Consider the following 25,165-nt stretch of genomic DNA (forward strand, 5'->3'; position numbering starts at 1 on the left):
CTCTGAGATTCGCATGTTTGCGCAATCTTCGATTTTCGGAGGATGGTTTTGGGGGTGCCGTGGGGCAGCGAGTCAGGGCGGCGGGGCCGGGTCTGCGTGTCTGGACAATGACCAAGACACCGCGCAGGCGCGTCGCGCAAACGTTCGATTGCGTCCTGGGAAAGATCAATGAGCGGCGGGCAGTGCCCCAGGCGCGACGGGGTGCCTCGTGATGTGCGCTTAGCCGCCTTCGCGCATGAACCGGTGTACGTCGTTCAGATGGCGCCGCATGGCCTGTTCGGCCCCGTCGAGATCGCGGGCGGCGACGGCCTCGTAAACCTCCCGGTGGCCAGCGATGCAGAGGCGGCGGCTGTCCTGCGTGTCATGCGCGCGGATCCGTCCTTCCTGCGTGCGATCGGCCACCATCTTGCTGACGCCGAGCACCAGGGGGTTGCTGCACATCCGGGCCAGCACCAGGTGGAACTCGATGTCCATCTGCAAGGACTGTTCGGGCGGGAGATATTCGTGGCTGGCGGTTAGCACGGTTTCGAGCTGAAGGATATCGGCCCGGGTGGCGTTCTGTGCCCCCAGTCGGGCCAGATGCGGCTCGATCAGGTTTTCGATCTCGATGGCATGATCGGCGGAGGCGGGCAGTTCGGAGAGATCCTCGTGAACCGACCCCGCATCCTTGTGAAACCCGGTCACGATGGATTGCCGCCCGTGATGGCGCTCGATCAGCCGCTTGTTTTCCAGCTCTTGCAGGGCTTCGCGGAGCGAGGTGCGGGACACCCCAAGCGATTCGGCCAGCTTTCGCTCTGCTGGAAGCGCTTGGCCGGGCGGGAAATGCCCCGAGGCAATCAGCTGTTCGAGATGGGCCGTCAGCTCGGCGCTGAGCGACCGCGGGCGGCGCCGAAAGGCAGGCGCGGGGGCGTTTTTCATATCTCTCCCTACTCACTCGAACACATTGGTTTACTCTTTAGACCAAAATGCCAGCCGAAACACAACACCGCGCATGCGAGAGGCAACTGCGCGAATCTTGAGCATTTCCACAGAAAAACAGACATTTTGGGCAGAGCTTCAGCGGCCGGTACTTCCCGACTAAAAACCAACTGCTCTACTGGTTGGACCAGTTGAGACGAAAAGCGAAGACCGAAGAATGTCCTCCTTCCCGAACAGCGAGCCGACCGCCAGCGCACCCGTGCGTCAGCGCATTGCGCGGCTGCTGCTTGCGACAGCACGCCTCGGCCTGAAATCGCGGGGCGTGCTGGCAAAGACGGCGAGCGCGGTGCTGGTCATCGTGCTGATCGTCTCGCTGACCTTTCTCGCCTCGCGGGTGTTCACCGCCGATCCTGTGAACCTGTTTGTCGGCAACTCGGCCTCTACCGAGACCCGCGAGAAGGCGCGCGCGGAGCTTGGTCTCGCCGATCCGCTGCCGGTGCAATACCTGCATTTTCTCGGCGGTCTGACGCGGGGCGATCTCGGGCGCTCCTACCTGACCGGCCGCCCGGTTTCTGCCGATCTGATGAGCCGTCTGCCCGCGACAATCGAGCTTGGTCTCTACGCGCTGATCCTCGGTATCGCTGGTGGGATAGTGGCGGGCGTGCTGGCGGCGGTGAACCAGGGCGGCGTTCTGGATGCGACCATAAGGGCGGTGACCATCGGCGCGCTGTCCCTGCCGCAGTTCTGGATCGGGCTGATGCTGCTTTGGCTGTTCTTCGTGAACCTGCAATGGCTGCCCGGGCCGTCGGGCCGGTTGCCTATCGGCATGACACCCCCCGACCGGATCACCGGGCTCTATGTGGTGGACGCGCTGCTGCACGGCCAGACGGATCTGGCGATCCGTGCGCTGCGGCAACTGGTGCTGCCGGTGATCACCCTGGCGCTGGGGGTCTTTGCACCCATCGCGCGGCTGGTGCGTTCGGCGATGGTCGAGTCGCTGGAGTCCGACTACATCCGCACCGCGCGCGCGATGGGCATATCCACCACCCGCATCTGGTTCGCCTATGCGCTGAAGCCCGGCCTCTTGTCGGTGCTGACCATCGCGGCGGGGCTTGTAGGCTGGGTGCTGGCGGGCTCGGTTCTGGTCGAGAGCATCTTTGCCTGGCCGGGCATCGGACAATTCGCCCTTACCGCGATCAAATCCTCGGACTATCCGGTCATCCAGGGCTTCGTGCTCTATGTCTCGGTGGTCTATGTGGTGATCTGGGCCATCCTCGAATATGTCTACAGCCGGGTCGACCCGCGGGTGCGGGCACAATGAGGGCGGCCGTCGCAACTCGTCGCCCGACGCGCGTCTGGTCGCTGCGCCTCGGCGTGTTGCTGCTTCTGGCACTGGTCGGCACCGGACTCTTCGCCATGGTCTGGACGCCCTATCCCCCCGGCGCGATGGGAGTTGGCGGGGTCTATCAGCCGCCAAGCATAGCCCATCCCTTCGGCACCGACCGGTTGGGCGCCGACATCCTGTCGCGGACGATGGACGCGGCGACCACCGATGTGGGCATCACCGTCGCCGTCGTCGCGCTCTCGCTTGTGGTCGGCAGCATCTGGGGCAGCTTCGCGGGGTTCTTCGGCGGCTGGTTCGACTACGTGACCATGCGCCTCCTGGAACTGCTCAATTCCTTCCCCTCGCTGCTGCTGGCGATGCTGGTGATTTCGATTGCCGGGCCCGGTGTGCTCAAGGTGATCTTTGTCGTCGCCGTGCTGCCGCTGCCGGACTACGTGCGGCTGATCCGGATCGAGATTCGCTCCAAGAAGACCTGGCAATTCGCAGATGCCGCACGGATGGTCGGGCGGCGCCCGCTCGGCGTGCTCTTTGCCCATCTTCTTCCCAACAGCCTCCGGCCCGTGCTGAGCTATGCCTCGGTCAACGCCTCCTGGGTGGCGGCGACCATCGGCGCGCTTGGCTTTCTCGGGCTGGGGATCGAGCCCGGTTCTGCCGAATGGGGCTCGATGATCTCGCGCGGGCAGGATGCGGTGCTTTCGGGGAAATGGTGGGTCTCGTTCTTTCCGGGGCTCGGGATCTTCCTGCTGGCGGCAGCCTTTCACCTGATCGGTGACGGGCTTGCGGATGCGCGTACGAAAGGCGGGCGGGCATGAGCGGCGCCGTCGGCAAGCCGCTGCTGGAGGTGCAGGATCTGTCCGGCGGCTTCGTCGGCCCAGATGGTGAAATCGTCCCGGTGCTGAACGGCGTGTCCTTTGTCGTACAGGAAGGCTCCTTCTTCGCGGTCGTCGGCGAATCCGGCAGCGGCAAATCGCTGACGGCGCTGGCCGCGCTGGGGGTGATGCCGCAGGGGTTCCGCCGCACCGCAGGGGCAATCCGTTTTGACGGCACCGACCTGCTGACGCTCGACGAGGCGCGGCTGCGGAATATCCGGGGCTCGCAGATTTCCATCGTGTTTCAGGACGCGCGCGCCGCGTTGAACCCGGTCTTCACCGTGGGTCAGCAGATCATGGATGTCTGTCGGATGCACCAGAACCTCAGCCACCGAGAGGCACGGCGCAAGGCCGAGGAGATGCTCGATCGGGTGCGCGTGCCCGAGGCGAAGCGGCGGATGAGGCAGTATCCACACGAGTTCTCCGGCGGAATGGCGCAGCGCGCGCTGCTCGCCATGGCGCTGATCTGCCAGCCGCGTCTGCTGATCCTCGACGAGCCGACAACCGGGCTCGACGTGACGATACAGGCCGACATTCTCGACCTCATCGTCGAACTGCGCGCAGCCGGAAATATGACGATCTGCCTGATTACCCACGATCTCGGCATCGTGGCCGAGAGCTGCGACCGGGTCGCCGTCATGCGCCACGGATCGGTCTGCGAGACCGGCGATTGCGCGCAGGTGCTGAGCGCGCCACGCCACCCCTACACACGCGAGCTGATCGCCAACAGTCAGTTGGAGGATGTCGCATGAGCGGGGCCCCGGTGCTGAGCGTGCGCGATCTGCGTAAGGACTACGACATTCGCGGACTCGGGCGGCGCCGCACACTCAAGGCCGTCGACGGGGTGAGCTTTGACGTCTATCCGGGCGAGACCGTCTCCATCGTGGGCGAAAGCGGTTCGGGAAAATCGACCATTGCTCGCTGCGTCACACGCCTGACCGATGCCACTTCGGGCGCCGTCACGCTGGCCGGCACCCCGGTGCTGGATCTGAGCGCGCGGGCTTTGCCGGCGATCTATCGCGATTTGCAGATGGTGTTTCAGGATCCGAATTCCTCGCTCGACCCGCTGATGCGGGTGCGCGATCTGCTCGACGAGCCGCTGCGCCTGCACACCAAACTGGACAAGGCCGCCCGCGCCGCAAAGATCGCCGATCTGTTGCGCGCGGTCGATCTGCCCGAGGACATGGGCGCGCGCCTGCCGCATCAGCTGAGCGGCGGTCAGCGCCAGCGTATCGGCATCGCCCGCGCGCTGGCGGTCGATCCCAGGGTGATAGTTCTTGACGAGCCCACCGCCTCGCTCGACGTGTCGATCCGCGGGCAGATCATCCGGCTGCTGAAGCGGCTCCAGGCGGAGCAGGGCATCGCCTATGTGCTCATCAGCCACGACCTCGCGGTGGTGCGGCGGATCTCCGACCGGGTGCTGGTGATGTATCTCGGCAAGACCGTCGAGGAGGGCAGCGCCGAGGAGATCTTTGGCGCGCCCGCCCATCCCTACACGCGCGCGCTGCTCTCCGCCGCGCCGAAGATCGCCTTTGGCGAAAGCCGCACCCGGCTGAAGCTGGAGGGCGAGATCCCGAGCCCGGTCGATCTGCCGCCCGGCTGCCGTCTGGCCGGACGCTGCCCGCTGGCGCGGCCGGAGTGCCGCCGCGCCGATCCGCCCCTTCTTCCCATTGGTGGCACGCATCGTGCCGCCTGCCCGGTAACTGTGCATGAGACGCAGCGGGCCTGAGAACGACCACAACAAAAACCCCAACAGGAAAGGTAAAATATGCTGACGATAAGACAGATTCCCGACCGCTTGCGGGCCCTTGGCTCGGCGGCGCTGACCGCGGGCCTTGTGTTCGCCGCGGGCACCGCCGCCGCCGAGGCGACGCTCACAACCGCATGGCCCAACGATGTGACCAGCCTCGACCCGGTGGCCACGTCGAACTCGCCCGACATGGCGGTGGCGTTCAACGTCTACCAGGGGCTCGTGGGCTTCTCCTTCGAGCGCAACGAGGAAGGTTCCTATATCGCGCAAGGCTCGGCGCTGGCGCCGGCGCTGGCCGAAAGCTGGGAGCTGGGCGAAAGCTCCGCCACGTTCCATCTGCGCCCCGACGCGACCTTCTACCCCTCGGGCAACCCGGTGACCGCCGAGGATGTGAAGTGGAGCCTGACGCGGGCGCTCAACGGGCTGAACGCGCAGGATCTTACCACCAACGGCATGCAAAGCCCCGACGATGTCGAGATCGTCGACGAGCACACCGTGACCCTGCATTTCCGCGATGCCGACGGCTCGCCCGTGGCGCCGACCACGACGACACTGGCCATCTACATGATGCCGCAACAGTCGATCGTCGATTCCGTCGCGGCGATGGAACATGCCACCGACGCCGATCCCGATGCCTCGGACTGGCTGCGCGCCAACACCGCCGGCACCGGCCCATATTATGTGTCCGACCACCAGCCGGGGCAGGAGCTGAAACTGAGCGCGGTGCCGGATCATGCGGCGGACCCCTATTACACCGATATCATCATCCGCATCGTCAACGATGCCAATATGGCCTCGCTGCTGCGTGCGGGCGAGATCGACATGGGCGAATACAACCTCTCGATCACCGATATGAATTCGCTGGAAGAGGCCGGTCTGACCATCGCCTCGGAACCCGCGCCGCGCATGACCTATCTCGGCCTTGCCGCCGATAGCGGCCCCTTTGAAGACAAGACGGTGCGTCAGGCCGTTGCCTATGCGCTGCCCTATGACATCATCGTGGATGCGGTCTATTTCGGTCGCGCCAAGCGCGCGCTTTCCTTCGTGCCCAGCACGTCGAGCGCCGCGACCGATGCCTGGGCGATGTATGATACCGATATCGAGCGCGCCCGCGCGCTGATGGAGGAGGCCGGCAGTCCCGAAATCTCGGTCCCACTGCATTATGGCAGCACCAACCGCACGCAGGAAGATATCGCGCTGCTGATTCAGGGCAGCCTGAGCCAGATCGGTATCGACGTGACGCTGACCCCGCATACCGACGCGGAACAATGGGATGTGGTCAACGCCCGCTCGCAGCCCGCCGACGGCGTCGCCCCCGCCGCGCCTGAAATGGTGCTGTTCAACTGGGGCGCCTGGGCGGACGATCCCAAGATCCCGGTCGGCTTCTCCTCGACCACCGGAGGCGTGAACAACTACTCGCTCTGGGCCGATCCGTCGGTCGACGAGATCAACTCCTCCTGGCAGATGCGGCCCAACTCCCCCGAACGCGACGCCGCCTACAAGGAAGCGCAAGAGATCATCGCCGACGCGGCTGCCGTGATCCCGATCACCTATGCCGACCGCGCCGTGGTGCTGGCGCCCGGTATCACCGGCGCCTCCTTCATGGTTTTCCCGCAAAGTCGCTTTGATCTGCTCGAAGCCGCGGAGTGAGGCCCCAGCCCTTCCCTGACCACAGACGACACAACAAGGACGATAAGTGAATGACATCGACCCAGGCATGCGAGCGGTTGCTGGACGGTTTCGAGCCGGATTTCGACTTCGAACCGGCCCTTCCGATCCCACCGGCGGAATTCGCCGAGCGTATCGAGCGGCTGCGCCGTGAGGCCATCGTCGCCGAACACGATGCCATTGTCGTCAATGCCAATGCCGGCAACGGGTTTTCCGTCACCAACGGGTTCCTGCGCTATCTGTGCGACTGGACCAGGGAAGGGGTTCTGGTCATCCCGACCGATCCGTCGAAGGGGATGCATCTGTTCTCCTTCTACACCGAAAACGTCATCTTGCCGCCGGGGGGAGAGCCCCTCGGCGTCGAGGCCATCTGGCAGATCAGCCCGTTCAGCCTCGAATATGGCGGCCGCAGCGGTAACCGGCAGCGCAGCACGGTCGGCGCGGTGAAAAAGCGTCTGGTCGAGCTGGGTTGCGCGCGCGGCAGCATCGCCGTGATCGGCGACGAAAGCTCGGGCTGGGTCTGGGCCGGGCTGCGGGAAGAGCTTCCCGGTGCGAAATACACCGATGAGACCCGCACGGTGCAGCGGATGCAGAGCATCCTGTCGCACAGCGAAAGGGCACAGGTGCGCAGCGCCGCGCAGCTCGCCGATATCGGCTATCAGGCCGCCTGCCATGTGACGCGCCCCGGCGTGAGCGACTATGAAATCTATGCCGCCTTCACCTTTGCGCAGATGTCGCGCGGTGGCGAAAGCGGCGATGGTTATCAGATCGGCATCAACCAATGGGGCACCGCCTGCGGCAAGCCCTACGGCCACCGGGTGCGCGCCGGAGATCTCATCAATATGTATGTCTCGGCGGTCTCCTATCACGGCTACTGGGCGCAGACTGCGCGCATGATGGCGGTGGGCGAGATCACCGCCCGGCAGGAGGAAACGCTGGAAATGTGCACCGACGCGGTGCGGCGGGCGGAAAAGCTTATCCGGCCCGGCGTGCCCTTCCGCGATCTGCACGCGGCGGCGTTTTCCGCCTATACCGAGCGCGGCTACCTCAAGGACGACGTGACCGCGACCATGCCCTATAACTGGGAGGCGATGGAGGATGGCAGCCCCCGGCTGGTGCCCGAGCAATACGTCCCCGACGCCGATTACGAGGCGCAGGGCCGGCGGCTCAACCATGTCTACCCGGCGACGCGCGGCCCGCATAACCCCAATCTCGGCCACAGCGTCGGCAGTTTCGGCAATCCGAAGTTCAACGTGACCTCGCACAACACCGCGCACGCCGAGCCGGGCATGGTCTTTGTGCTGCACGCGCAATGGCTCGACCCGCTGAGCGACGGCGCAAATATCGGCGATTGCTACCTGATCACCGAAGACGGTTATGAAAACCTGAGCTGCCATTCATCGCTGGAGACGATCCGGATTTCAGTCTGAGCGGAGCGCGGTCAGGCGCGCGATCGCGCGCGCCGGTGCGGGCTCACGACGAAGGGCAGATCGTGACTTCCAAAGCTATGCCACTCGGTTTCCGACCTCCAGCAACTTGGCTTCGAAAGCCTTGGCGGGAGTGCAATAGCAAAGGCATTTTTTCGGGGTGGTGTTGAGCGTCTGACAGGGCGCTCTGAGAACTTTGTCGTTTATGGTCGTCGGGTCCGCGGTAAGTGGTTGCGCTTGGTATTTTACAAGAGTTCGATGTATTCGAACACGTCGCGCCTGGCATGGTCCCGTTGCGGATATTTCCGTCGCCTGACCCTTGCTCGTTTCAGGCAAGTCATGCTCCTGGCTGCTCTCGGGGCCAGCCATCGCAATCCGATCGTGAAGACCTGTGCTGACCGTCTGCGCGCGGCAGCTACGCCCCGCAAGTTCGTGATCGCTGTCGGCGCATGAAAGCACCGCACAATAGCGACCGCATTAGCCGGTCGCACCAAATCTGGGCCTGTCAGCCAGCCAGCAAAGTACAGGTGCTAGCTACGGGGGCGGGTCTTTTGCGGGTCGTAATGGGGGAAGGCGGCGACCCGGGCGGGATAGCGCTTCAAATGGCCGTCGAGCTGGCCGACCTCGACCTCGGTGCCGGGCTCGGCATGGGCCACGTCGATCCGGGCCAGCGCGATCCATTGACCGGTGCGGGGTGAACGCATCGCCGAACAGACCTCGCCCACCTGGGCGCGGCCGATGCGGATGCAGTCGCCATGCGCGACGGCGTTCTGCCCCTCGATCTCCAGGCCGACGAATTTGCGCGCGGGCGTTTCCTTGCGCCGCAGCAACGCCTCGCGCCCGACGAAATCGGCGGTCTTGGTTTTCAGCGGCACGGTAAAGCCCACGCCCGCCTCGAACGGGTCGGTCTGGTCGGAGAAATCGTAGCCGGCAAAGACCAGCCCGGCCTCGATGCGCACCAGATCCAACGCGGCGAGCCCCATGGGTTTCATCCCCAGCGGCTGGCCCGCCTCCCAGATCGCGTTGAAGATTTCGGTGCCGTGTTTGGGATGGCAAAACACTTCATAGCCCAACTCGCCTGTGTAGCCGGTGCGAGAGATCACCACCGGCACGCCCTCGGGGCCGCCCAGCCGCGCGGGGGTGAAGCGGAACCAGCCCATCTCGCTCAGTTCGGGCTGATGCGGGGCCGTCCAGAACAGCGCGGAAATCAGCTCGCGCGATTTCGGGCCCTGCACCGCGAGATTGTGCATCTGGTCGGTGGAGGAGCGGATCATCACGTTCAGACCCAGCCGCGCCGCCTCTTCGCGCATCCAGACGCCACCCTCGTCCGAGCCGCCGATCCAGCGGAAATTATGCTCGCCCAACCGGAAGAGGGTGCCGTCGTCGATCATGCCGCCGTGGGGGTAGCACATGGCGGAATAGACCACCTGGCCTATGCCCAGCTTTTCCACGTTGCGGGTCAGCACCCAGTTCATCAGAGCCTCGGCATCGGGGCCGGTGACCTCGAATTTGCGCAGTGCCGAGAGGTCGGTGACCACCACGTCGTTGCGGCAGGCCCAATAGCTTTCCACCGTGTCGCATTCGGGGAAGCTGTTCGGCAGCCAGAACCCGTTGTAGTCGGCAAAGTCGCGGGTCATGGCGGCGAAACTGTCGTAAAAGGCGCTTTGACGCGTCATGATCGGGTCCTCGTCGGGGGTCGGGCGCCAGGCGGTGGCGCGGGAAAAGCATTCCTCGGCGCCATAGGTGCGCACATGGATGTCGGTCAGATGCCAGCCGTTGGCCGCCGAAGTGTCGTCGGGGCAGGCCGAGGAGACGCAGACCAGATCGGTCAGGGCGCGCAGCAGCACGTAATCGCCGGGGCGGCTCCACGGTTCATCCGCCACCATGACGCCATGAGCGTCGATGGCGGTGTTGAAGAAGAAGTTCGCCGCCATCCAGCCGGGGCGGCCGGGGATGTCATAGGCGGAGAGTTCGGCGTTGAAATTGTCCGAGCAGTTGGCGTGGCCGGGATAGCCGATGTCGTCGTAATATTTCGCGTTGCAGGCCAGCGCAAAGGCATCGTGGCGGCCGCAGGTGTCCTGCACCACCTCGACCAGCGGGGTCAGATCGTGGTCGAAATACTTCCCGTGCAGGCCGGGCATCGGGTAATCGTGGCCCTGAAGGGTGCGGGTGGTGGTCACGTCGAGCGGGTGAAAGACGCCCTTGTCCACCTTGCGCGCATCGAAACACTGGAAATCGGTGCACTGGCGCCCGTCCACATCCATGATCTGGATGTATTCGCCCTTGGCGACGCGATAGGCCCGCGCGGTGGCCGAGGCGACGCGCAGATCCAGCACCGGATCTGCGAGCGGATCGGGCAGGGCGAACTGCCCCGCCTGCCGCGCCTCGGCACGGGTGATGGTGACGGTGAGAGGCGTCGCGGTGGTCTGAGCCTCGAAGTCGGGCGCAGGCGCGGGGGCGGTGACCAGCAGCCAGCCCGGCCCCTGCGCCATTGCCTCGGCGCTGTCGCCAGCGGGGCTGGTGCCCGAGAACAGCCCGACGCTGCGCGCGCGGCTGACGTCGATGCCGCGCTTGGTCAGCCCCAGCCGCAGTCGGGCCATGCCCGGCGCACCGCTGGCCAGAACCGAACGCAGCCCGTCGCCAGAGGCGCTGGAGACCAGACCCAGAAGGCCCGCATCGACGTGCCCGTCCGGGTAGGCGGCCAGCAGCTCGGCGCGCTGGCCGCCCTCGGCATTGATGACAGAGACACGGTCGCCCTGTTTGAGCTCGACCATGAGCGCCCCGCCGCCGGGAACGGTGTGGCGCTCCTCGCGCGCGGCGAGGGTGTAGGCCGCGGCGCGCCGTGGGAGGGAGGCTCTGGGTGCGCCGGGGCGGAAGGGCTGGCCGATTTTGTCGAGCAAGGTCGGTCTCCATCGAAGAAAAAATCCGGGGCAAACGCGGTCCCCCGGATCAGGGGTAGGAGGGCGGAGGCCCGTCTTCAGTTCTGAAGATAGGCTTCCATGCTGTCGTCGAGCGCGTCTTTCCACGGCGTGTGGTGCACGGGTGCCATGGTGCCGGTGATCACCGATTCATAGCAGTTGTTGCGGAAGGCCATGATGTCCTTGGCCTTGTGCTTTTTCCACTGCATGAAGGCTTCGGTGGCGCCGTCGACGTTGAAGCTCGGATAATCCGTGTCGGCGATCAGCTCCTTGATGTAATCTGCCTGATATTCGATGGCGTATTTTACATCGTCGGAGGCCTCTTCGCGCTCCACGCGTTCTTTCACATCCGCTTCCAGAACCGCCTTGTCCTCGGGCACCGCGATGCGGCCCATGATGATGTCGCGGACATACCAGGCCTGGGCGTCGAACATGTTGAAGGTGAACCACTGGTCCTGCATGCCCAGATAGAACATCTTGGGGTTATGCACATAGACCACGCCCTTGTAGAGATCGGCGGTGGCGAGGCGGTTGGCGGTCTTCAGGCGCAGATCGTCGGGCAGGAACGGGAAATAGTGCTTGTAGCCGGTGCAAAGGATGATCGCGTCCACGTCCTTGGTGCTGCCGTCCTTGAAATAGACGGTCTTGCCCTCGACGCGCTCCAGCGCGGGCTTTTCTTCCCAGTTGTCCGGCCAGTTGAAGCCCATGGGCGCCGAGCGGTAGCAGCTGGTGATCGACTTGGCGCCGTATTTCCAGCATTGCGAGCCGATGTCTTCGGCGGAGTAGGACGACCCCATCACCAGCACGTCCTTGCCCTCGAATTCGCGCGCGTCGCGGAAATCGTGGGCGTGCACGATGCGGCCGTTGAACTGGTCAAAGCCGGGGTATTCGGGCACGTTGGGCGAGGAGAAGTGGCCCGAAGCGCAGATGACGTGATCGAACCGTTCCTTGTAGACGCGGTCTTCGGTCATGTCGTGCACGGTGACCTCGAACTCTTCGGCTTCGGCGTCGTATTCGACCCAGCGGATCACCGACGAAAAGCGGATCCACTTGCGCACATCGGCCTTCAGCATGCGGCCTTCGATATAGTCGAAGAGCACCGCGCGCGGCGGGTATGAAGCGATCTGCTTGCCGAAATGTTCCTCAAAGGAATAGTCGGCGAATTCCAGGCCCTCCTTGGGGCCGTTGGACCAGAGGTAGCGATACATCGAACAATGCACCGGCTCGCCGTTCTCGTCCACGCCCGTGCGCCAGGTGTAGTTCCACAGCCCGCCCCAGTTCGACTGTTTCTCGAAGCAGACGACTTCCGGGATCTCGGCCCCTTTGGCGGCGGCGGACTGGAAGGCGCGAAGCTGGGCAAGGCCGGAGGGGCCGGCGCCGATGATGGCTACTCGTTTGGTCATTCGTGATCTCCCGTGGGTTCCTGTTGTGGTATGAACCAATAATATAAATTGGTTCCTTTGGTTGACTCTGGTTTGGTCCAAAAGCTTCCCTCTGGTCAACGAATTTTCTTTGTGGGAATATCTGTAAGGAGGGGAAATGTGAGGATTTGCCCTCTTTTTAAGCGACAGAGGACCACATGAGCGCAGTGTCACTGGCCCAACGCCTTGCCGTTTCCGGGAGCCTTCCGCGACTCAGCGTGCAGGAACGCGCCCCCATCCGCATCGGCGCATTGGTGCCGCTGACCGGCTCGGAAGAGTTCTGGGGGCGGCCCGGACTGGATGGCTGCCGGATCTGGGTCGACTGGATCAACGAGCACGGCGGCATGATGGTCGGCGGGCGCCGGCATCTGGTGGAGCTGGTCGAGGCGGATAGCGCGCTTGGGGCCGAAGCGGCGCTGGAGGCGGCGCGGCAGATGGTCGAAATTCGCAACGTGAGGCTGATGCTCACGCTGGGTGGGCGAGACATAGGCCTGGCGCTAGCCTATCTGATGGACCGGCGGGTACTGACCGCGACGCTGCTGCCCTCGGACCTGTCGCCGGATCACCCCACGCTGATCGCGCCTGCGGAGGTGCATCCCTTCTTCAATGTGACTGGCGTCGAATGGCTGGCGCGGCACCGGCCCGAGGCGCGGCGCGTGGCGCTGTGTTCGCAGGCCGACGAAATGGGACTGCCCTCGCTTGCCACCTACCGCGCCGCCTGCCGTGTGGCAGGGCGCGAGATCGTCGAAGAGGTGCAATACGATGCCGAAACCGGCGATGCCGGGGCCATTTTAAAGACGATGCTGGCGGCGGAGCCGGATGTGCTCTGCTGGTGTTCCTCGGCGCCGCCGATGATCGAGGCGCTGACCGTTGCCGCCTACAAGGCGGGGTTTCAGGGCGAGATCCTTGCCTGTACCTGCGATCACTACGACCGGCTTGTCGAACAGACCTCGCCCGCCTTCATGGAGCGCTTTACCTTCCAGTTCCCGGATTTCGACGATCCGGCGCTGGAGCGGGCGGAGTTCTTCTTTCGCCGCCCCAAGACCTTTTTCGACACGTTCAACGAGCGTTTCCCCGACGCGTGGACGGCGGTGAGCTGGGAATATGCCGCGATCCTCGACCGCTGGCACGACGCGGTGGAGATGGCCGACAGCCTTGCCAGCCCGTCGGTGCTGGCGGCGCTCAAGCGCGGGCGCAGCATGCCGCATACCTTCGGCATGGCGCGCTGGTGGGGCACCGAGGTCTACGGCATCGACAATGCGCTGGTGGGCGATTGGCCGGTGGTGGCGATCCGCGACGGCAAGGCGCGGATCCAGGAGTTCGGCTCGGTGCTCGACTGGCTGGAAGCGCATGGCGAGACGCTGATCGAAGAGCTGGGCGCCAAGGGGCAGCTTTGGCACCAGCGCGTGAAACCGGATCTGGCGCAAGCCATGTCGGACAAGGAAGACTGATATCATGCCCCTGAAAAAACGCGGCGCGGTGCTGTCGCAGAACCCCCATGCGGTGAGCGAGGCGCGGGAAAAGAACCTTGAGGTGGCGATCGGCCGTCAGGTGCGGGAGCTGCGCAAGCGCCAGCGCATGACTGGCGGCGATCTGGCGAGCAAGACCGGGCTGTCGGTGGGTATGCTGTCCAAGATCGAGAACGGTGTGATCTCGCCTTCGCTCAACACCATGTCGGCGCTTGCCAACGCGCTTGGCGTACCGCTGGTGCAGCTGTTCTCCGGCTTCGAGGAGCCGCGCGGCGCGATGCATGTGAAGGCGGGGCAGGGGGTCGAGATCGAGCGCGCGGGCACGCGCGCGGGCCATCAGTACAATCTGCTGGGCCATATCGGCTCGAACAATTCCGGTGTGGTGGTCGAGCCCTATCTGATCACGCTGACCGACGAATCCGAGCGTTTCCCCACCTTCCAGCACGAGGGGATCGAGTTCCTCTATATCCTTGAGGGCCGCGTCAGCTATCGCCACGGCGATCAGAGCTATCTTCTGGAGCCTGGCGACGCGCTGCTCTTCGATTCGGATGCTCCGCACGGGCCGGAGGAAATTCTCGCGCTCCCGCTGCGCTATCTGTCGGTCATCACCTACCCGCAAGCGGGCTGAGATTGCATATTTTGCTCACGCTGTGAGCGGAAATGCCGAAAATCCCACGAATATGACCAAGAACTGGGCAAATTCCAGCTGACCTCGGAAATCTTCCTCTGAGGTCAAAAACTTTCTTGAAGAGAAAATAGATTTCCCCTTAGTGATGTTACAGCGGCGCAATCGCGTCCCGGATAGATTCATTGCGGAGAACACCATGTGTGGCATCGTTGGGCTGTTCCTGAAGAAGGATGACCTGCGCCCCAAGCTGGGCGATATGCTGACCGATATGCTCATCACCATGACCGACCGCGGCCCGGACAGTGCCGGGATCGCGATCTATGGCGATGCGGCCGAGGGCAGCACCAAGATCACGGTGCAGTCGAAGGCACCCGAAACCGAGTTCGCAGGGCTTGAGGCCGCGCTGAGCGAGGCGCTTGGTGCGCCGGCGACCGTGACGGTTGTCGATACCCATGCGGTGCTGACCGTGCCCGAGGACAAGGCCGCCAAGGCGATTGCCGTTCTGGAAGGCAAGGGCCTGCGCATCATGGGCTCGGGCGCGTCGATGGAGATCTACAAAGAGGTCGGTCTGCCCAAGGATGTCGCCGCACGCTTTGGCCTGCGTCAGATGGGCGGCAGCCATGGCATCGGCCACACCCGCATGGCGACGGAGTCCGCCGTGACCACCATGGGCGCGCACCCGTTCTCGACCGCCGAAGATCAGTGCCTGGTGCACAACGGTTCGCTGTCGAACCACAACCAGATGCGCCGCAAGCTGGCAAAGAAAGGCGTCTTCACCCGGTCGGAAAACGACACCGAGGTGGGCGCGGCCTATATCTCCTCCCGCATCGCCGATGGCGCAACGCTGGGCGAGGCTCTGGAAGGCACGATCGACGATCTCGACGGGTTCTTCACCTTCGTGACCGGCACGAAGACCGGCTTTGGCGTCGTGCGCGACCCCATCGCCTGCAAGCCGGCGGTGATGGCCGAGACCGAGGACTATGTCGCCTTCGCCTCGGAATACCGCGCCTTCGCCGATCTTCCGGGCATCGAGGCCGCCAAGGTCTGGGAACCCGAACCCGCCACCGTCTATTTCTGGGAGCGCTGAGCCATGACCACCACTTTGGACAAGACCGTGCTCGACATGACCGCCACCGATCTGCGCGCGGTCAACACCACCCTACAAGCCGCCGCGAAGGCGCAGGCCAACGAGGCCTATGTCATCACCAACCCGCGCGGCAGCCATGCCATGGCCTGCGGGCTCGACGGTCCGCTGAACGTCACGATCAAGGGTTCCACCGGCTATTACTGCGCCGGGATGAACAAGGAAGCCTCCGTCACCGTCGAAGGCTCTGCCGGGCCGGGCGTGGCCGAGAACATGATGTCCGGTGTCGTCACCATCGAAGGCGATGCCAGCCAGTATGCCGGGGCTACCGGCCATGGCGGTCTGCTCAACATCAAGGGCAACGCCAGCTCGCGCTGCGGCATCTCGATGAAGGGCATCGACATCGTCGTGCATGGCAATATCGGCCATATGTCGGCCTTCATGGCGCAGAAGGGCAACCTAGTGGTGCTGGGCGATGCCGGCGATGCTCTGGGAGATTCGCTTTACGAGGCGCGGCTCTTTGTGCGCGGTTCGGTGAAATCGCTGGGCGCCGACTGCATCGAGAAAGAGATGCGGCCCGAGCATATCGAGACGCTCAGGGAACTGCTTGAGAAGGCGGGCGCCGATGCCAAGCCGGAAGAGTTCAAGCGCTACGGCTCGGCCCGCAAGCTCTACAATTTCAACATCGACCACGCCGACGAATACTGAGGAGCGCGACATGGAAAAGACACCGCAAACCGATCCGCGCCAGAGCTGGACCTTCTCCAACTCGATCAACTCGGAAATCCGCCGTGCGGCGGCGACGGGCATCTACGACATTCGCGGCGGCGGGGCGAAACGCCGGGTGCCGCATTTCGACGACCTGCTGTTCCTTGGCGCGTCGATGAGCCGCTACCCGCTCGAAGGCTATCGCGAGAAATGCGAGACCTCCGTGACGCTCGGCACGCGCTTCGCCAAGAAGCCCATCGAGCTGAAGATCCCCGTGACCATCGCGGGCATGTCTTTCGGCGCGCTGTCCGGCCACGCCAAAGAGGCGCTGGGGCGCGGCGCCACCATGGCGGGCACCTCGACCACCACCGGTGACGGCGGCATGACCGAGGAAGAGCGCGGCCATTCGGAAAAGCTGGTCTACCAGTATCTGCCGAGCCGCTACGGGATGAACCCGGACGATCTGCGCCGTGCCGATGCCATCGAGATCGTGGTGGGGCAGGGCGCCAAGCCGGGCGGCGGCGGCATGCTGCTGGGCCAGAAGATCACCGAGCGCGTCGCGGGCATGCGCGATCTGCCGGTCGGCATCGACCAGCGGTCGGCCTGTCGTCACCCCGACTGGACCGGGCCGGACGATCTCGAGATCAAGATCCTCGAGATCCGGGAAATCACCAACTGGGAAAAGCCGATTTATATCAAGGTCGGCGGCGCGCGCCCCTATTACGACGTTGCGCTGGCGGTGAAGGCCGGGGCTGATGTGGTGGTGCTCGACGGGATGCAGGGCGGCACCGCCGCCACGCAGGATGTATTCATCGAACATGTCGGTCAGCCGACGCTGGCTTGTATCCGGCCTGCGGTTCAGGCGCTTCAGGATCTGGGGATGCACCGCGAGGTGCAGCTTGTGGTCTCGGGCGGGATCCGCACCGGCGCGGATGTGGCAAAGGCGCTGGCGCTTGGGGCCGACGCGGTGGCCATCGGCACGGCGGCGCTGGTGGCGCTTGGCGACAACGATCCCAAATGGGAAGCCGAATACCAGAAGCTGGGCTCGACCACCGGCGCCTATGACGACTGGCACGAGGGTCGTGACCCGGCGGGCATCACCACCCAGGATCCCGAGCTGATGAAACGGCTCGATCCGCTGGCGGCGGGCCGTCGCCTGCGCAACTATCTGAACGTGCTGACGCTGGAATGCCAGACGCTGGCGCGGGCCTGCGGCCATAACCACGTCCACAATCTCGAGCCCGAGGATCTGTGCGCACTTACCATGGAAGCCGCCGCGATGGCCCAGGTGCCGCTCGCGGGGACCAACTGGTATCCGGGCAAACCCGGCTTCTGAGCCGGATCGAAAGAGGGGCCATCGGCCCCTCTCTCTCCATCGGGACACGCAACAGGGAACACCAAGATGAGCAAACTTGCCAAATTCGCCGAGGAAAAAGGCGTCAAGTATTTCATGATCTCCTACACCGATCTGTTCGGAGGCCAGCGGGCGAAACTGGTGCCTGCCGCCGCGATCGCGGATATGGAGGAGGACGGCGCTGGCTTTGCGGGCTTCGCCACCTGGTTCGACATGACGCCGGCGCATCCCGACATGCTGGCCGTGCCTGACCCGGACGCGGTGATCCAGTTGCCGTGGAAGCCGGATGTCGCCTGGGTGCCCGCCGATTGCATCATGGAAGATACCGCTGTCGAACAGGCGCCGCGCAACGTGCTGAAAAAGCTGATTGCCGAGGCCGCCGCCGAGGGGCTCCGGGTCAAGACCGGCATCGAGGCGGAGTTCTTTATCCTGACACCCGAGGGTGACAAGATCTCAGACCCTTACGACACGGCGGAAAAGCCCTGCTACGATCAGCAGGCGGTGATGCGCCGCTATGACGTGGTGGCCGAAATCTGCGATTATATGCTGGAGCTGGGCTGGGGCCCCTACCAGAACGACCATGAGGACGCCAACGGCCAGTTCGAGATGAACTGGGATTTCGACGATGTTCTTGTGACCGCCGACCGCCATTCCTTTTTCAAGTTCATGGTGAAATCGGTCGCCGAAAAGCACGGGCTCCGCGCCACCTTCATGCCCAAGCCCATCGAGGGGCTGACCGGCAACGGCTGCCACGCGCATATCTCGGTCTGGGATCTGGACGGCAAGACCAACGCCTTTGCTGGCAATGCCGGTGGCCAGATCGGCGAGGTCGGGCTTTCCGAGCAGGGCGGCTATTTCCTCGGCGGCATCATGAAGCACGCCGAGGCGCTGGCGGCGATCACCAACCCGACGGTGAACAGCTACAAGCGCATCAACGCGCCGCGCACCATGTCGGGGGCCACCTGGGCGCCCAACACGGTGACCTGGACCGGCAACAACCGCACCCACATGGTGCGCGTGCCGGGGCCGGGCCGGTTCGAGCTGCGCCTGCCCGACGGCGCGGTGAACCCCTATCTGCTACAGGCGGTGATCATTGCGGCGGGGCTTTCGGGCATCCGCAGCAAGGCCGATCCGGGAAAGCGCTACGACATCGACATGTATGCCGAAGGCCACAGCGTGACGGACGCGCCGAAACTGCCGCTCAACATGCTGGACGCCATTCGCGCCTATGATGCGGATGAGGAGCTGAAGGCGATGCTGGGCACCGATTTCTCGGCCTCCTACATCAAGATGAAGCACCAGGAATGGAATTCCTTCGTGTCGCATTTCTCTAACTGGGAGAAACAGCACACGCTGGACATCTGATCCGCGACGTCCCTGTGGCGGCCCGGCAAGGGGCCGCGCGTCTTGGGCCCGGCTTTGTGCCGGGCTCATTTTGTTGGGGGCGGTGGGCAGATTGCCCACCCTACGGTAGAGCCCTGCCCGTGGCGCGGCTCCCTTGTGCGCGGGTCCCGCTACGTCCGTCGCAGCTTCGATGGCTCGTGTCCGTAGAGCCGGCGGAACGCGTCTGAGAAATGCGAGGGCGTGGAAAACCCTGTCATCTGCGCGATCTCCGACAGCGACAACCGGGTCGAGCCGATCAGCTCGCGGCCGGTTTCCAGCCGGATCCGGCGGTATTCCTCCATCACGGAATGCCCCAGCGCGGCGCGGAACTGGCGCTGGAGCTGGCGCGCGGACAGACCCGAGAGCGAGGCAATCTGCTGCTGATCGAGCGGGTCGGCGATATGGCTTTCCATCAGCTCTAGCGCGCCTTCGACCGCTTGCGGCAGCGCCCCGTAGCGGGCGGCGATGGACACCCGCTGCGGCGCTTCGGCGCCCCGGATTTCGGTCTGGATGAACCAGTCGGAAATCCGCTGCGCGAAGCGGTTACCGAAATCCCGCGCGATGATCGCGTGCATCATGTCGAGCGGCGCCGAGCCCCCGGCGCAGGTATAGCGGTCGCGGTCGATGACAAAGAGCCGCCGTTCCAGCAGCCAGTCGCCCGGCATCGCGTCGAAATCGTCATAATGGTGCCAGTGCACGGTAAAGCGCCGGTCGTTCAGCAGCCCCGCACGAGCCAGCAGCACCGCCCCGCCCGAGATCCCGCCAAGCGCCACGCCGTTGCGGTCGGCCTGGCGCAGCCAGCTCAGCACCGCCGGGTCGGTGACGCGGGCGGGATCGCCTCCCGCCACGACGAAGACCAGATCGTAGAGCGGGATGGCATCGCGATAAAACCGCGCGTCGAACTTCGCCCCGACCGAGGACAGAGCCTCGGTTCCCGTGGTGGATAGCAGCGTGATGTCATAGGCCAGATCGGGCGAAAACAGGTTGGCCGCGCGCAGCGGCTCCAGCGCCGCCGCCGTCGACAAAAGCGCGTAGCCATCGACCAGCAGGAAAGCGATTCTGCGCATGGGCGGCCCTTTTCAGAATTTCCGATATCACGTCCTTTTTTCGATATTATTTGTCCTGAAACAAGAGGAACGCCTGAGATTTCGCCGATACAAAGGGTTGGACCGAAGGAGCGACCCGCATGATATTCTCAGGTTTCAAAGTCGTCAAAGAGGCCCTGAACGGCTACAAGGGCTGGGGTCCGCTGTGGCGCAATCCGGCTCCGAAACCGTCTTATGACATCGTGATCATCGGTGGCGGCGGGCATGGGCTTGCCACCGCCTATTACCTGGCAAAGCGTTATGGGCTAAGCAATGTCGCGGTGCTGGAAAAGGGCTGGATCGGCTCGGGCAATGCCGGGCGCAACACCACGATCATCCGCTCGAACTATCTGCTGCCGGGCAACCAGCCGTTCTACGAGCTGTCGATGAAGCTCTGGGAAAATCTCGAGCAGGACACCAATTTCAACTCGATGGTCAGTCAGCGTGGGATCATCAACCTCATCCATTCCGACGGCCAGCGCGACGCTTATCGCCGGCGCGGCAATGCCATGATGATCTCGGGCGCCGGGGCGCGGCTGCTGAGCCGCGACGAGCTGCGCCAGATGGTGCCGTTTCTCAACTTTGACAATGCGCGTTTCCCGATCAAGGGCGGGCTGATGCAGGAACGCGCGGGCACCGCGCGCCATGACGGCGTGGTCTGGGGCTATGCGCGCGGCGCGGACCGGCTGGGCGTGGACATCATCCAGAATTGCGAGGTCACCGGCTTCCGCATCGAGAACGGTGCGGTGCAAGGGGTAGAGACGACGCGCGGGATTATCGGCGCGGGCAAGGTCGGCGTTTCGGTCGCGGGCAGCTCGGGCAAGGTCATGGGCTATGCCGGGCGCCGCCTGCCCATCGAAAGCCACGCGCTTCAGGCTTTCGTGTCCGAGGGGCTGAAGCCCACCATTCCGGGGGTGATCACCTTCGGCGCGGGGCATTTCTATGTCAGCCAGTCCGACAAGGGCGGGCTGGTCTTCGGCGGCGACATCGACGGCTACAACTCCTATGCGCAGCGCGGCGGGTTGCCGGTGATCGAGGATGTGCTCGAAGGCGGCATGGCGCTGATGCCGATGATCGGGCGGGCGCGGCTGCTGCGCGCCTGGGGCGGGTTGGTCGATATGTCGATGGACGGCTCTCCGATCATCGACCGCACCGATGTCGACGGGCTCTATTTCAACGGCGCCTGGAACTACGGCGGGTTCAAGGCGACCCCCGCCGCCGGGCTCACCTTTGCGCATCTGCTGGCCACCGACACGCCGCACGAGACCGCGACCGCCTTCCGCTTCGACCGGTTCAACCGGGGCTACGTCCTCGACGAAAAGGGCGTCGGCGCCCAACCCAACCTGCACTGAGGCCAACGACATGCTGATCCCTCATCCTCTTCTCGGCCTTCGCGACGCGCAGGAGTTCACCTATCTGGGCGATGCGTCGCTGCTGAACCGCCCCGACCCAGTCGCGCCGGGTGCCGAGGCCGCGTTCTGCGACTACGTCTTTCTGCGCGACAACCCGGCGGGCGTGCACCGCGAGCTGTGGTTCCACGAGCAGGGCGACCGTTCCTGGCTGGTCGTCACCCGCAACACGGTGACCCACGAAATTCTGAGCGCCGAGCTGGCGTCCGACGTGAAAGCGGGGGCCGCGCAATGACCCGTCTCAATGGCGGTCTGATCGACCGCACCCGCCCGCTGAATTTCACCTTCAACGGCAAAGCCTATCGGGGGTTCGAGGGCGACACGCTGGCCTCTGCGCTGCTCGCCAATGGCGTGCGGCTGATGGGTCGCAGCTTCAAATACCATCGCCCGCGCGGGGTGATCGCGGCGGGCAGCGAAGAGCCCAACGCGCTGGTGGAGCTGCGCGAGGGTGCCCGTCAGGAGCCCAACACCCGTGCCACGGTGGCCGAGCTTTACGAGGGGCTGAGCGCGCGCTCGCAGAACCACGTCGGCCCGCTGCACCGCGACCTCATGGCGGTGAACGACCTCGCATCGCCGTTCTTCGCGGCGGGGTTCTATTACAAGACCTTCATGTGGCCCAAGGCGTTCTGGGAAAAGCTCTATGAGCCCGCGATCCGCAAGGCGGCGGGGCTCGGCAGCCTGTCGATGCTGCCCGATCCCGACGCCTATGACCGGGGTTTCCTGCATTGCGACCTGCTGGTGATCGGCGGCGGCGCGGCGGGGCTTTCCGCCGCGCTGACAGCGGGTCGCGCAGGCGCGCAGGTGGTTCTGGCGGATGAGGATTTCCGCCTGGGTGGGCGGCTGCTGATGGAAAGCGACCTGCTGAACGGCGCGCCCGCGAGCGACTGGGTCGAGACCGTGCGCGCCGAGCTTGAGAGCCTGCCGAATGTGCGGATCATGACGCGGACCACGGTGTTCGGCGTCTACGATCACGGCGTCTTTGGCGCGGTGGAGCGGGTGGCGGATCATCTCGCGACCCCCGGCGACAAGGTGCGCCAGACGCTGTGGCGGATCACGGCGAAACGCGCCGTGCTCGCGGCGGGGGCCACCGAGCGGCACATTCCCTTTGCCGATAACGACCGGCCCGGCATCATGCTGGCGGGCGCGCTGCGGGCCTATGCCAACCGCTGGGCGGCGCTGCCGGTGGCCGACGCAGGCGATGCGGTCGCGATTTTCACCAATGGCGATGACGGCCACCGCACCGCCTGCGATCTGCTGGCGAAAGGGGCCAAGGTTCTGGGCGTGATCGACACCCGCGCCGATGCGGTGGCGCAGGGCGACTACCGGGTGTTCGCGGGGGCGCAGGTCACCGGCAGCAAGGGGCGCCTCGGCCTGACGCAGATCGAGATCACGCAAGGCGGGCACTCCTCATGGCATGCCGTGGGCGCGCTTGGCGTCGCGGGAGGCTGGAACCCCAACCTGCATCTGACCTCGCATCATCGCGGCCGCCCGCACTGGGACGAGTCCCTGCTGGCCTTCGTGCCGGGGCAGGGCGGGCCGCAAGGGCTGATCGCGGCGGGGGCCGCTGCGGGCAAGGGCGGTACGGCGGAGGCGCTGGCCGACGGGAAACGTGCGGCACAGGCAGCGCTGAGCGATCTGGAGATTGCCGCGCCCGAGATCATGCTGCCTGATGCGGCGGACACGCCCTCGGCGCAGCAAGCCTTTTGGCATGTGCCCGGCAAGAAACGCGCCTGGGTGGATTTCCAGAACGACGTGACCGTCAAGGACGTCAAGCTGGCGCATCAGGAAAACATGCGCCCGGTCGAGCATCTCAAGCGCTGGACCACGCTGGGCATGGCGACCGATCAAGGCAAGACCTCGAATATCTCCGCTCTGGCGGTCATGGCCGAGCTGACCGGCAAGACGATCCCCGAGACCGGCACGACGATTTTTCGTCCGCCCTATACACCCGTCTCGCTGTCGGTGCTGGGCGGCGGCGATACCGGACAGCATTTCCGCCCGCACCGGCTGACCCCGACCCATGACTGGGCCAAGGCGCAGGGCGCGGAATTTGTCGAGGTCGGCCAGTGGATGCGGGCGCAGTATTTCCCGCAGCCGGGCGAGACCCACTGGCGGCAAAGCGTCGATCGCGAAGCGCTTGCGGTGCGCAGTGCTGTGGGGCTTTGCGACGTGACCACGCTGGGCAAGGTCGATGTGCAGGGCGCCGATGCCGGCGAATTCCTGAACCGGCTCTACGCCAATATGATGGGCACGCTGAAGGTGGGCATGGTGCGCTACGGGCTGATGCTGCGCGAGGACGGGCACGCCTATGACGATGGCACCTGCGCGCGGCTGGGGGAAGACCACTATGTGGTCACCACCACCACCGCGAACGCCGGTCTGGTCTACCGCCAGATGGAATTCGCACGGCAATGCCTCTGGCCCGAGCTGGACGTTCAGCTCATTTCGACCACCGATGCCTGGGCGCAGATCGCCGTGGCAGGGCCGAAGTCGCGCGAATTGCTGAGCCGGATCGTCGACGGGTTCGACCTCTCGAACGAGGCGTTTCCCTTCATGGCCTGCGCGTCGCTCACCATCTGCAACGGCCTTCGGGCGCGGCTCTTCCGCATCTCCTTTTCGGGCGAGCTGGCCTATGAGATCGCCGTGCCCGCCCGCTACGGGCACGCGCTGATGCAGCGGCTGATGGAGCAGGGCGCCGATCTAGGCGTGACGCCCTACGGCACCGAAACGCTGGGCGTGCTGCGCATCGAAAAGGGCCATGCCGCCGGCGCCGAGCTGAACGGCCAGACCACGGCGCAGATGCTGGGGCTGGGCCGGATGGTCTCGCAGAAGAAGGACGGCATCGGCGCGGTGATGTCCCGCCGCGAGGGGCTGGATGCCGACCGCCGCCGCCTCGTCGGGCTGAAATCGGTTTCGCCGCAGGAGCAGGTGGCCGCCGGATCGCATCTTTTCACCGAAGGCGCGGCGCAGACCATGCAAACCGATCAGGGCTGGGTCACCTCGTCCTGCTACTCGCCGCATCTGCAAGGCTATATCGCGCTGGCCTATCTCGAAGATGGCGACAAACGCCTGGGCGAGATCGTCACCGCCGCCAATCCGCTGGAAGGCCGCGAGCTGCGCGCCGAAGTGGTCTCGGCGCATTTCGTGGACCCCGAAGGAGGACGTCTCCGTGACTGATTTGCTTCCCGTCACCGCCATGGGCGACAGTGCGCCGCGCAGCGAGAGCTTCGGTCCGCTGACCCTGTCCGAGAATGCCGGTCTGGCGCTTGCCTCGCTTGCGTTGCGCCAGGGGCAGGATGCGCCCACGCCCTTTGGCCTCACGCTGCCGGATGTGGCGCGGGCCGTCACCTCGGGTGAGCTGGGCGCCTTCTGGACCGGGCGCGGCCAATGGATGATCGAGGCCGAGGGCAAGGCCGAAAGCGATTTCGCCGCCGCGCTGAAGGCCGAGGCGCCGGGCTGCTCGGTCACCGAACAGACCGACGGGTTTGTCGTCTTTGAGGTCGTCTCGGAGGCGGGCACCGCCCCGCTGGAGGCGCTGATGTCCAAGCTCGTCAATATCGACCCGAAAACGCTTGGTCCCGGATGCTGTACCCGGACGGGGCTTGAGCATATGACCGTGTTCCTGGTCCGCCGGTCCGAAACCCGGCTGGCGGTGATCGGAATGCGCAGCCTTGCGGGATCGCTGTGGCATGCCCTGTCGCAAGCGGCCCACCGATTGGAGTACTGACC

Annotated in this window: 20 protein-coding genes; 16 read left to right on the forward strand and 4 right to left on the reverse strand. The window is 64.9% G+C overall.

What is annotated here, in order from left to right:
* Window positions 1-219: 219 nt before the first annotated feature.
* Window positions 220-918: a FadR/GntR family transcriptional regulator gene (locus tag I6N89_RS12785; RefSeq protein WP_207018833.1), complete on the reverse strand. Its 699-nt coding sequence runs from the start codon at window positions 916-918 to the stop codon at window positions 220-222.
* Window positions 919-1,135: 217 nt separating this feature from the next.
* Here I6N89_RS12785 and I6N89_RS12790 point away from each other — a divergent pair, with 217 nt between their 5' ends.
* From I6N89_RS12790 to I6N89_RS12815, 6 genes are read left to right on the forward strand one after another with little or no spacing between them, the layout of a single operon-like run.
* A complete protein-coding gene (locus I6N89_RS12790; protein ID WP_207018834.1) occupies window positions 1,136-2,239 on the forward strand; it encodes an ABC transporter permease in 1,104 nt (367 codons plus the stop codon).
* The gene (locus tag I6N89_RS12795; protein WP_207018835.1) at window positions 2,236-3,075 is read left to right on the forward strand and encodes an ABC transporter permease; all 840 of its coding nucleotides are present in this window, start codon (window positions 2,236-2,238) and stop codon (window positions 3,073-3,075) included. The genes I6N89_RS12790 and I6N89_RS12795 overlap by 4 nt, the downstream gene beginning before the upstream one ends.
* A complete protein-coding gene (locus I6N89_RS12800; protein WP_207018836.1) occupies window positions 3,072-3,884 on the forward strand; it encodes an ABC transporter ATP-binding protein in 813 nt (270 codons plus the stop codon). The genes I6N89_RS12795 and I6N89_RS12800 overlap by 4 nt, the downstream gene beginning before the upstream one ends.
* Window positions 3,881-4,861 (forward strand): ABC transporter ATP-binding protein, encoded by a 981-nt coding sequence (locus I6N89_RS12805; protein ID WP_207018837.1) that lies wholly within the window; start codon window positions 3,881-3,883, stop codon window positions 4,859-4,861. Before I6N89_RS12800 ends, I6N89_RS12805 begins: the two co-directional genes overlap by 4 nt.
* A 39-nt stretch (window positions 4,862-4,900) precedes the next feature.
* Window positions 4,901-6,532, forward strand: coding sequence for an ABC transporter substrate-binding protein (locus I6N89_RS12810; protein WP_207018838.1), 1,632 nt, complete (start codon window positions 4,901-4,903; stop codon window positions 6,530-6,532).
* 50 nt (window positions 6,533-6,582) lie between these two features.
* A complete protein-coding gene (locus tag I6N89_RS12815) occupies window positions 6,583-7,980 on the forward strand; it encodes a M24 family metallopeptidase (protein WP_207018839.1) in 1,398 nt (465 codons plus the stop codon).
* Between the two features lie 527 nt (window positions 7,981-8,507).
* Here I6N89_RS12815 and I6N89_RS12820 read toward each other — a convergent pair.
* Both I6N89_RS12820 and I6N89_RS12825 read right to left on the reverse strand, forming a co-directional pair.
* Window positions 8,508-10,877 carry a DUF1989 domain-containing protein gene (locus I6N89_RS12820; RefSeq protein ID WP_236016597.1) on the reverse strand — a complete coding sequence of 790 codons (2,370 nt, stop codon included), beginning with the start codon at window positions 10,875-10,877 and terminating at the stop codon, window positions 8,508-8,510.
* A 77-nt stretch (window positions 10,878-10,954) separates the two neighbouring features.
* Window positions 10,955-12,298, reverse strand: coding sequence for an NAD(P)-binding domain-containing protein (locus tag I6N89_RS12825; protein ID WP_207018840.1), 1,344 nt, complete (start codon window positions 12,296-12,298; stop codon window positions 10,955-10,957).
* Window positions 12,299-12,474: 176 nt separating this feature from the next.
* On the opposite strand from I6N89_RS12825, the gene I6N89_RS12830 reads away from it, so the two are divergent.
* The 6 genes from I6N89_RS12830 to glnT all read left to right on the forward strand — a co-directional run bounded on the left by I6N89_RS12830 (window position 12,475) and on the right by glnT (window position 18,924).
* Window positions 12,475-13,767, forward strand: a complete 1,293-nt coding sequence (locus I6N89_RS12830) for an ABC transporter substrate-binding protein (RefSeq protein ID WP_207018841.1) — start codon at window positions 12,475-12,477, stop codon at window positions 13,765-13,767.
* A gap of 4 nt (window positions 13,768-13,771) precedes the next feature.
* On the forward strand, window positions 13,772-14,413 hold the full coding sequence (locus I6N89_RS12835) for a helix-turn-helix domain-containing protein (protein WP_207018842.1): 642 nt from the start codon (window positions 13,772-13,774) through the stop codon (window positions 14,411-14,413).
* Window positions 14,414-14,609: 196 nt separating this feature from the next.
* A complete protein-coding gene (locus I6N89_RS12840) occupies window positions 14,610-15,500 on the forward strand; it encodes a class II glutamine amidotransferase (protein ID WP_207018843.1) in 891 nt (296 codons plus the stop codon).
* 3 nt (window positions 15,501-15,503) lie between these two features.
* Window positions 15,504-16,205 carry a GXGXG domain-containing protein gene (locus I6N89_RS12845; RefSeq protein ID WP_207018844.1) on the forward strand — a complete coding sequence of 234 codons (702 nt, stop codon included), beginning with the start codon at window positions 15,504-15,506 and terminating at the stop codon, window positions 16,203-16,205.
* A gap of 10 nt (window positions 16,206-16,215) precedes the next feature.
* Complete coding sequence (locus tag I6N89_RS12850; protein WP_207018845.1) at window positions 16,216-17,541, forward strand: FMN-binding glutamate synthase family protein; 1,326 nt, start codon at window positions 16,216-16,218, stop codon at window positions 17,539-17,541.
* A 66-nt stretch (window positions 17,542-17,607) separates the two neighbouring features.
* Entirely contained in the window at window positions 17,608-18,924 is a 1,317-nt protein-coding gene (gene glnT / locus I6N89_RS12855; RefSeq protein ID WP_207018846.1) for a type III glutamate--ammonia ligase, read from the forward strand.
* A 149-nt stretch (window positions 18,925-19,073) separates the two neighbouring features.
* Here glnT and I6N89_RS12860 read toward each other — a convergent pair whose 3' ends face one another.
* Window positions 19,074-20,009 carry a GlxA family transcriptional regulator gene (locus tag I6N89_RS12860; RefSeq protein ID WP_207018847.1) on the reverse strand — a complete coding sequence of 312 codons (936 nt, stop codon included), beginning with the start codon at window positions 20,007-20,009 and terminating at the stop codon, window positions 19,074-19,076.
* 119 nt (window positions 20,010-20,128) lie between these two features.
* Between I6N89_RS12860 and I6N89_RS12865 the strand changes: the two genes are divergently transcribed.
* Genes I6N89_RS12865 through I6N89_RS12880 form a run of 4 tightly spaced genes read left to right on the forward strand, consistent with a single transcriptional unit; the run spans window position 20,129 to window position 25,163 of the window.
* Window positions 20,129-21,379, forward strand: a complete 1,251-nt coding sequence (locus I6N89_RS12865) for a sarcosine oxidase subunit beta family protein (RefSeq protein ID WP_207018848.1) — start codon at window positions 20,129-20,131, stop codon at window positions 21,377-21,379.
* Between the two features lie 10 nt (window positions 21,380-21,389).
* A complete protein-coding gene (locus I6N89_RS12870) occupies window positions 21,390-21,671 on the forward strand; it encodes a sarcosine oxidase subunit delta (protein ID WP_207018849.1) in 282 nt (93 codons plus the stop codon).
* Complete coding sequence (locus I6N89_RS12875; RefSeq protein WP_207018850.1) at window positions 21,668-24,613, forward strand: sarcosine oxidase subunit alpha family protein; 2,946 nt, start codon at window positions 21,668-21,670, stop codon at window positions 24,611-24,613. Before I6N89_RS12870 ends, I6N89_RS12875 begins: the two co-directional genes overlap by 4 nt.
* Window positions 24,606-25,163 (forward strand): sarcosine oxidase subunit gamma, encoded by a 558-nt coding sequence (locus I6N89_RS12880; protein WP_207018851.1) that lies wholly within the window; start codon window positions 24,606-24,608, stop codon window positions 25,161-25,163. Before I6N89_RS12875 ends, I6N89_RS12880 begins: the two co-directional genes overlap by 8 nt.
* Window positions 25,164-25,165 lie beyond the last annotated feature (2 nt).

The organism is Salipiger abyssi (assembly GCF_017311415.1).
GTDB lineage: Bacteria > Pseudomonadota > Alphaproteobacteria > Rhodobacterales > Rhodobacteraceae > Salipiger > Salipiger abyssi_A.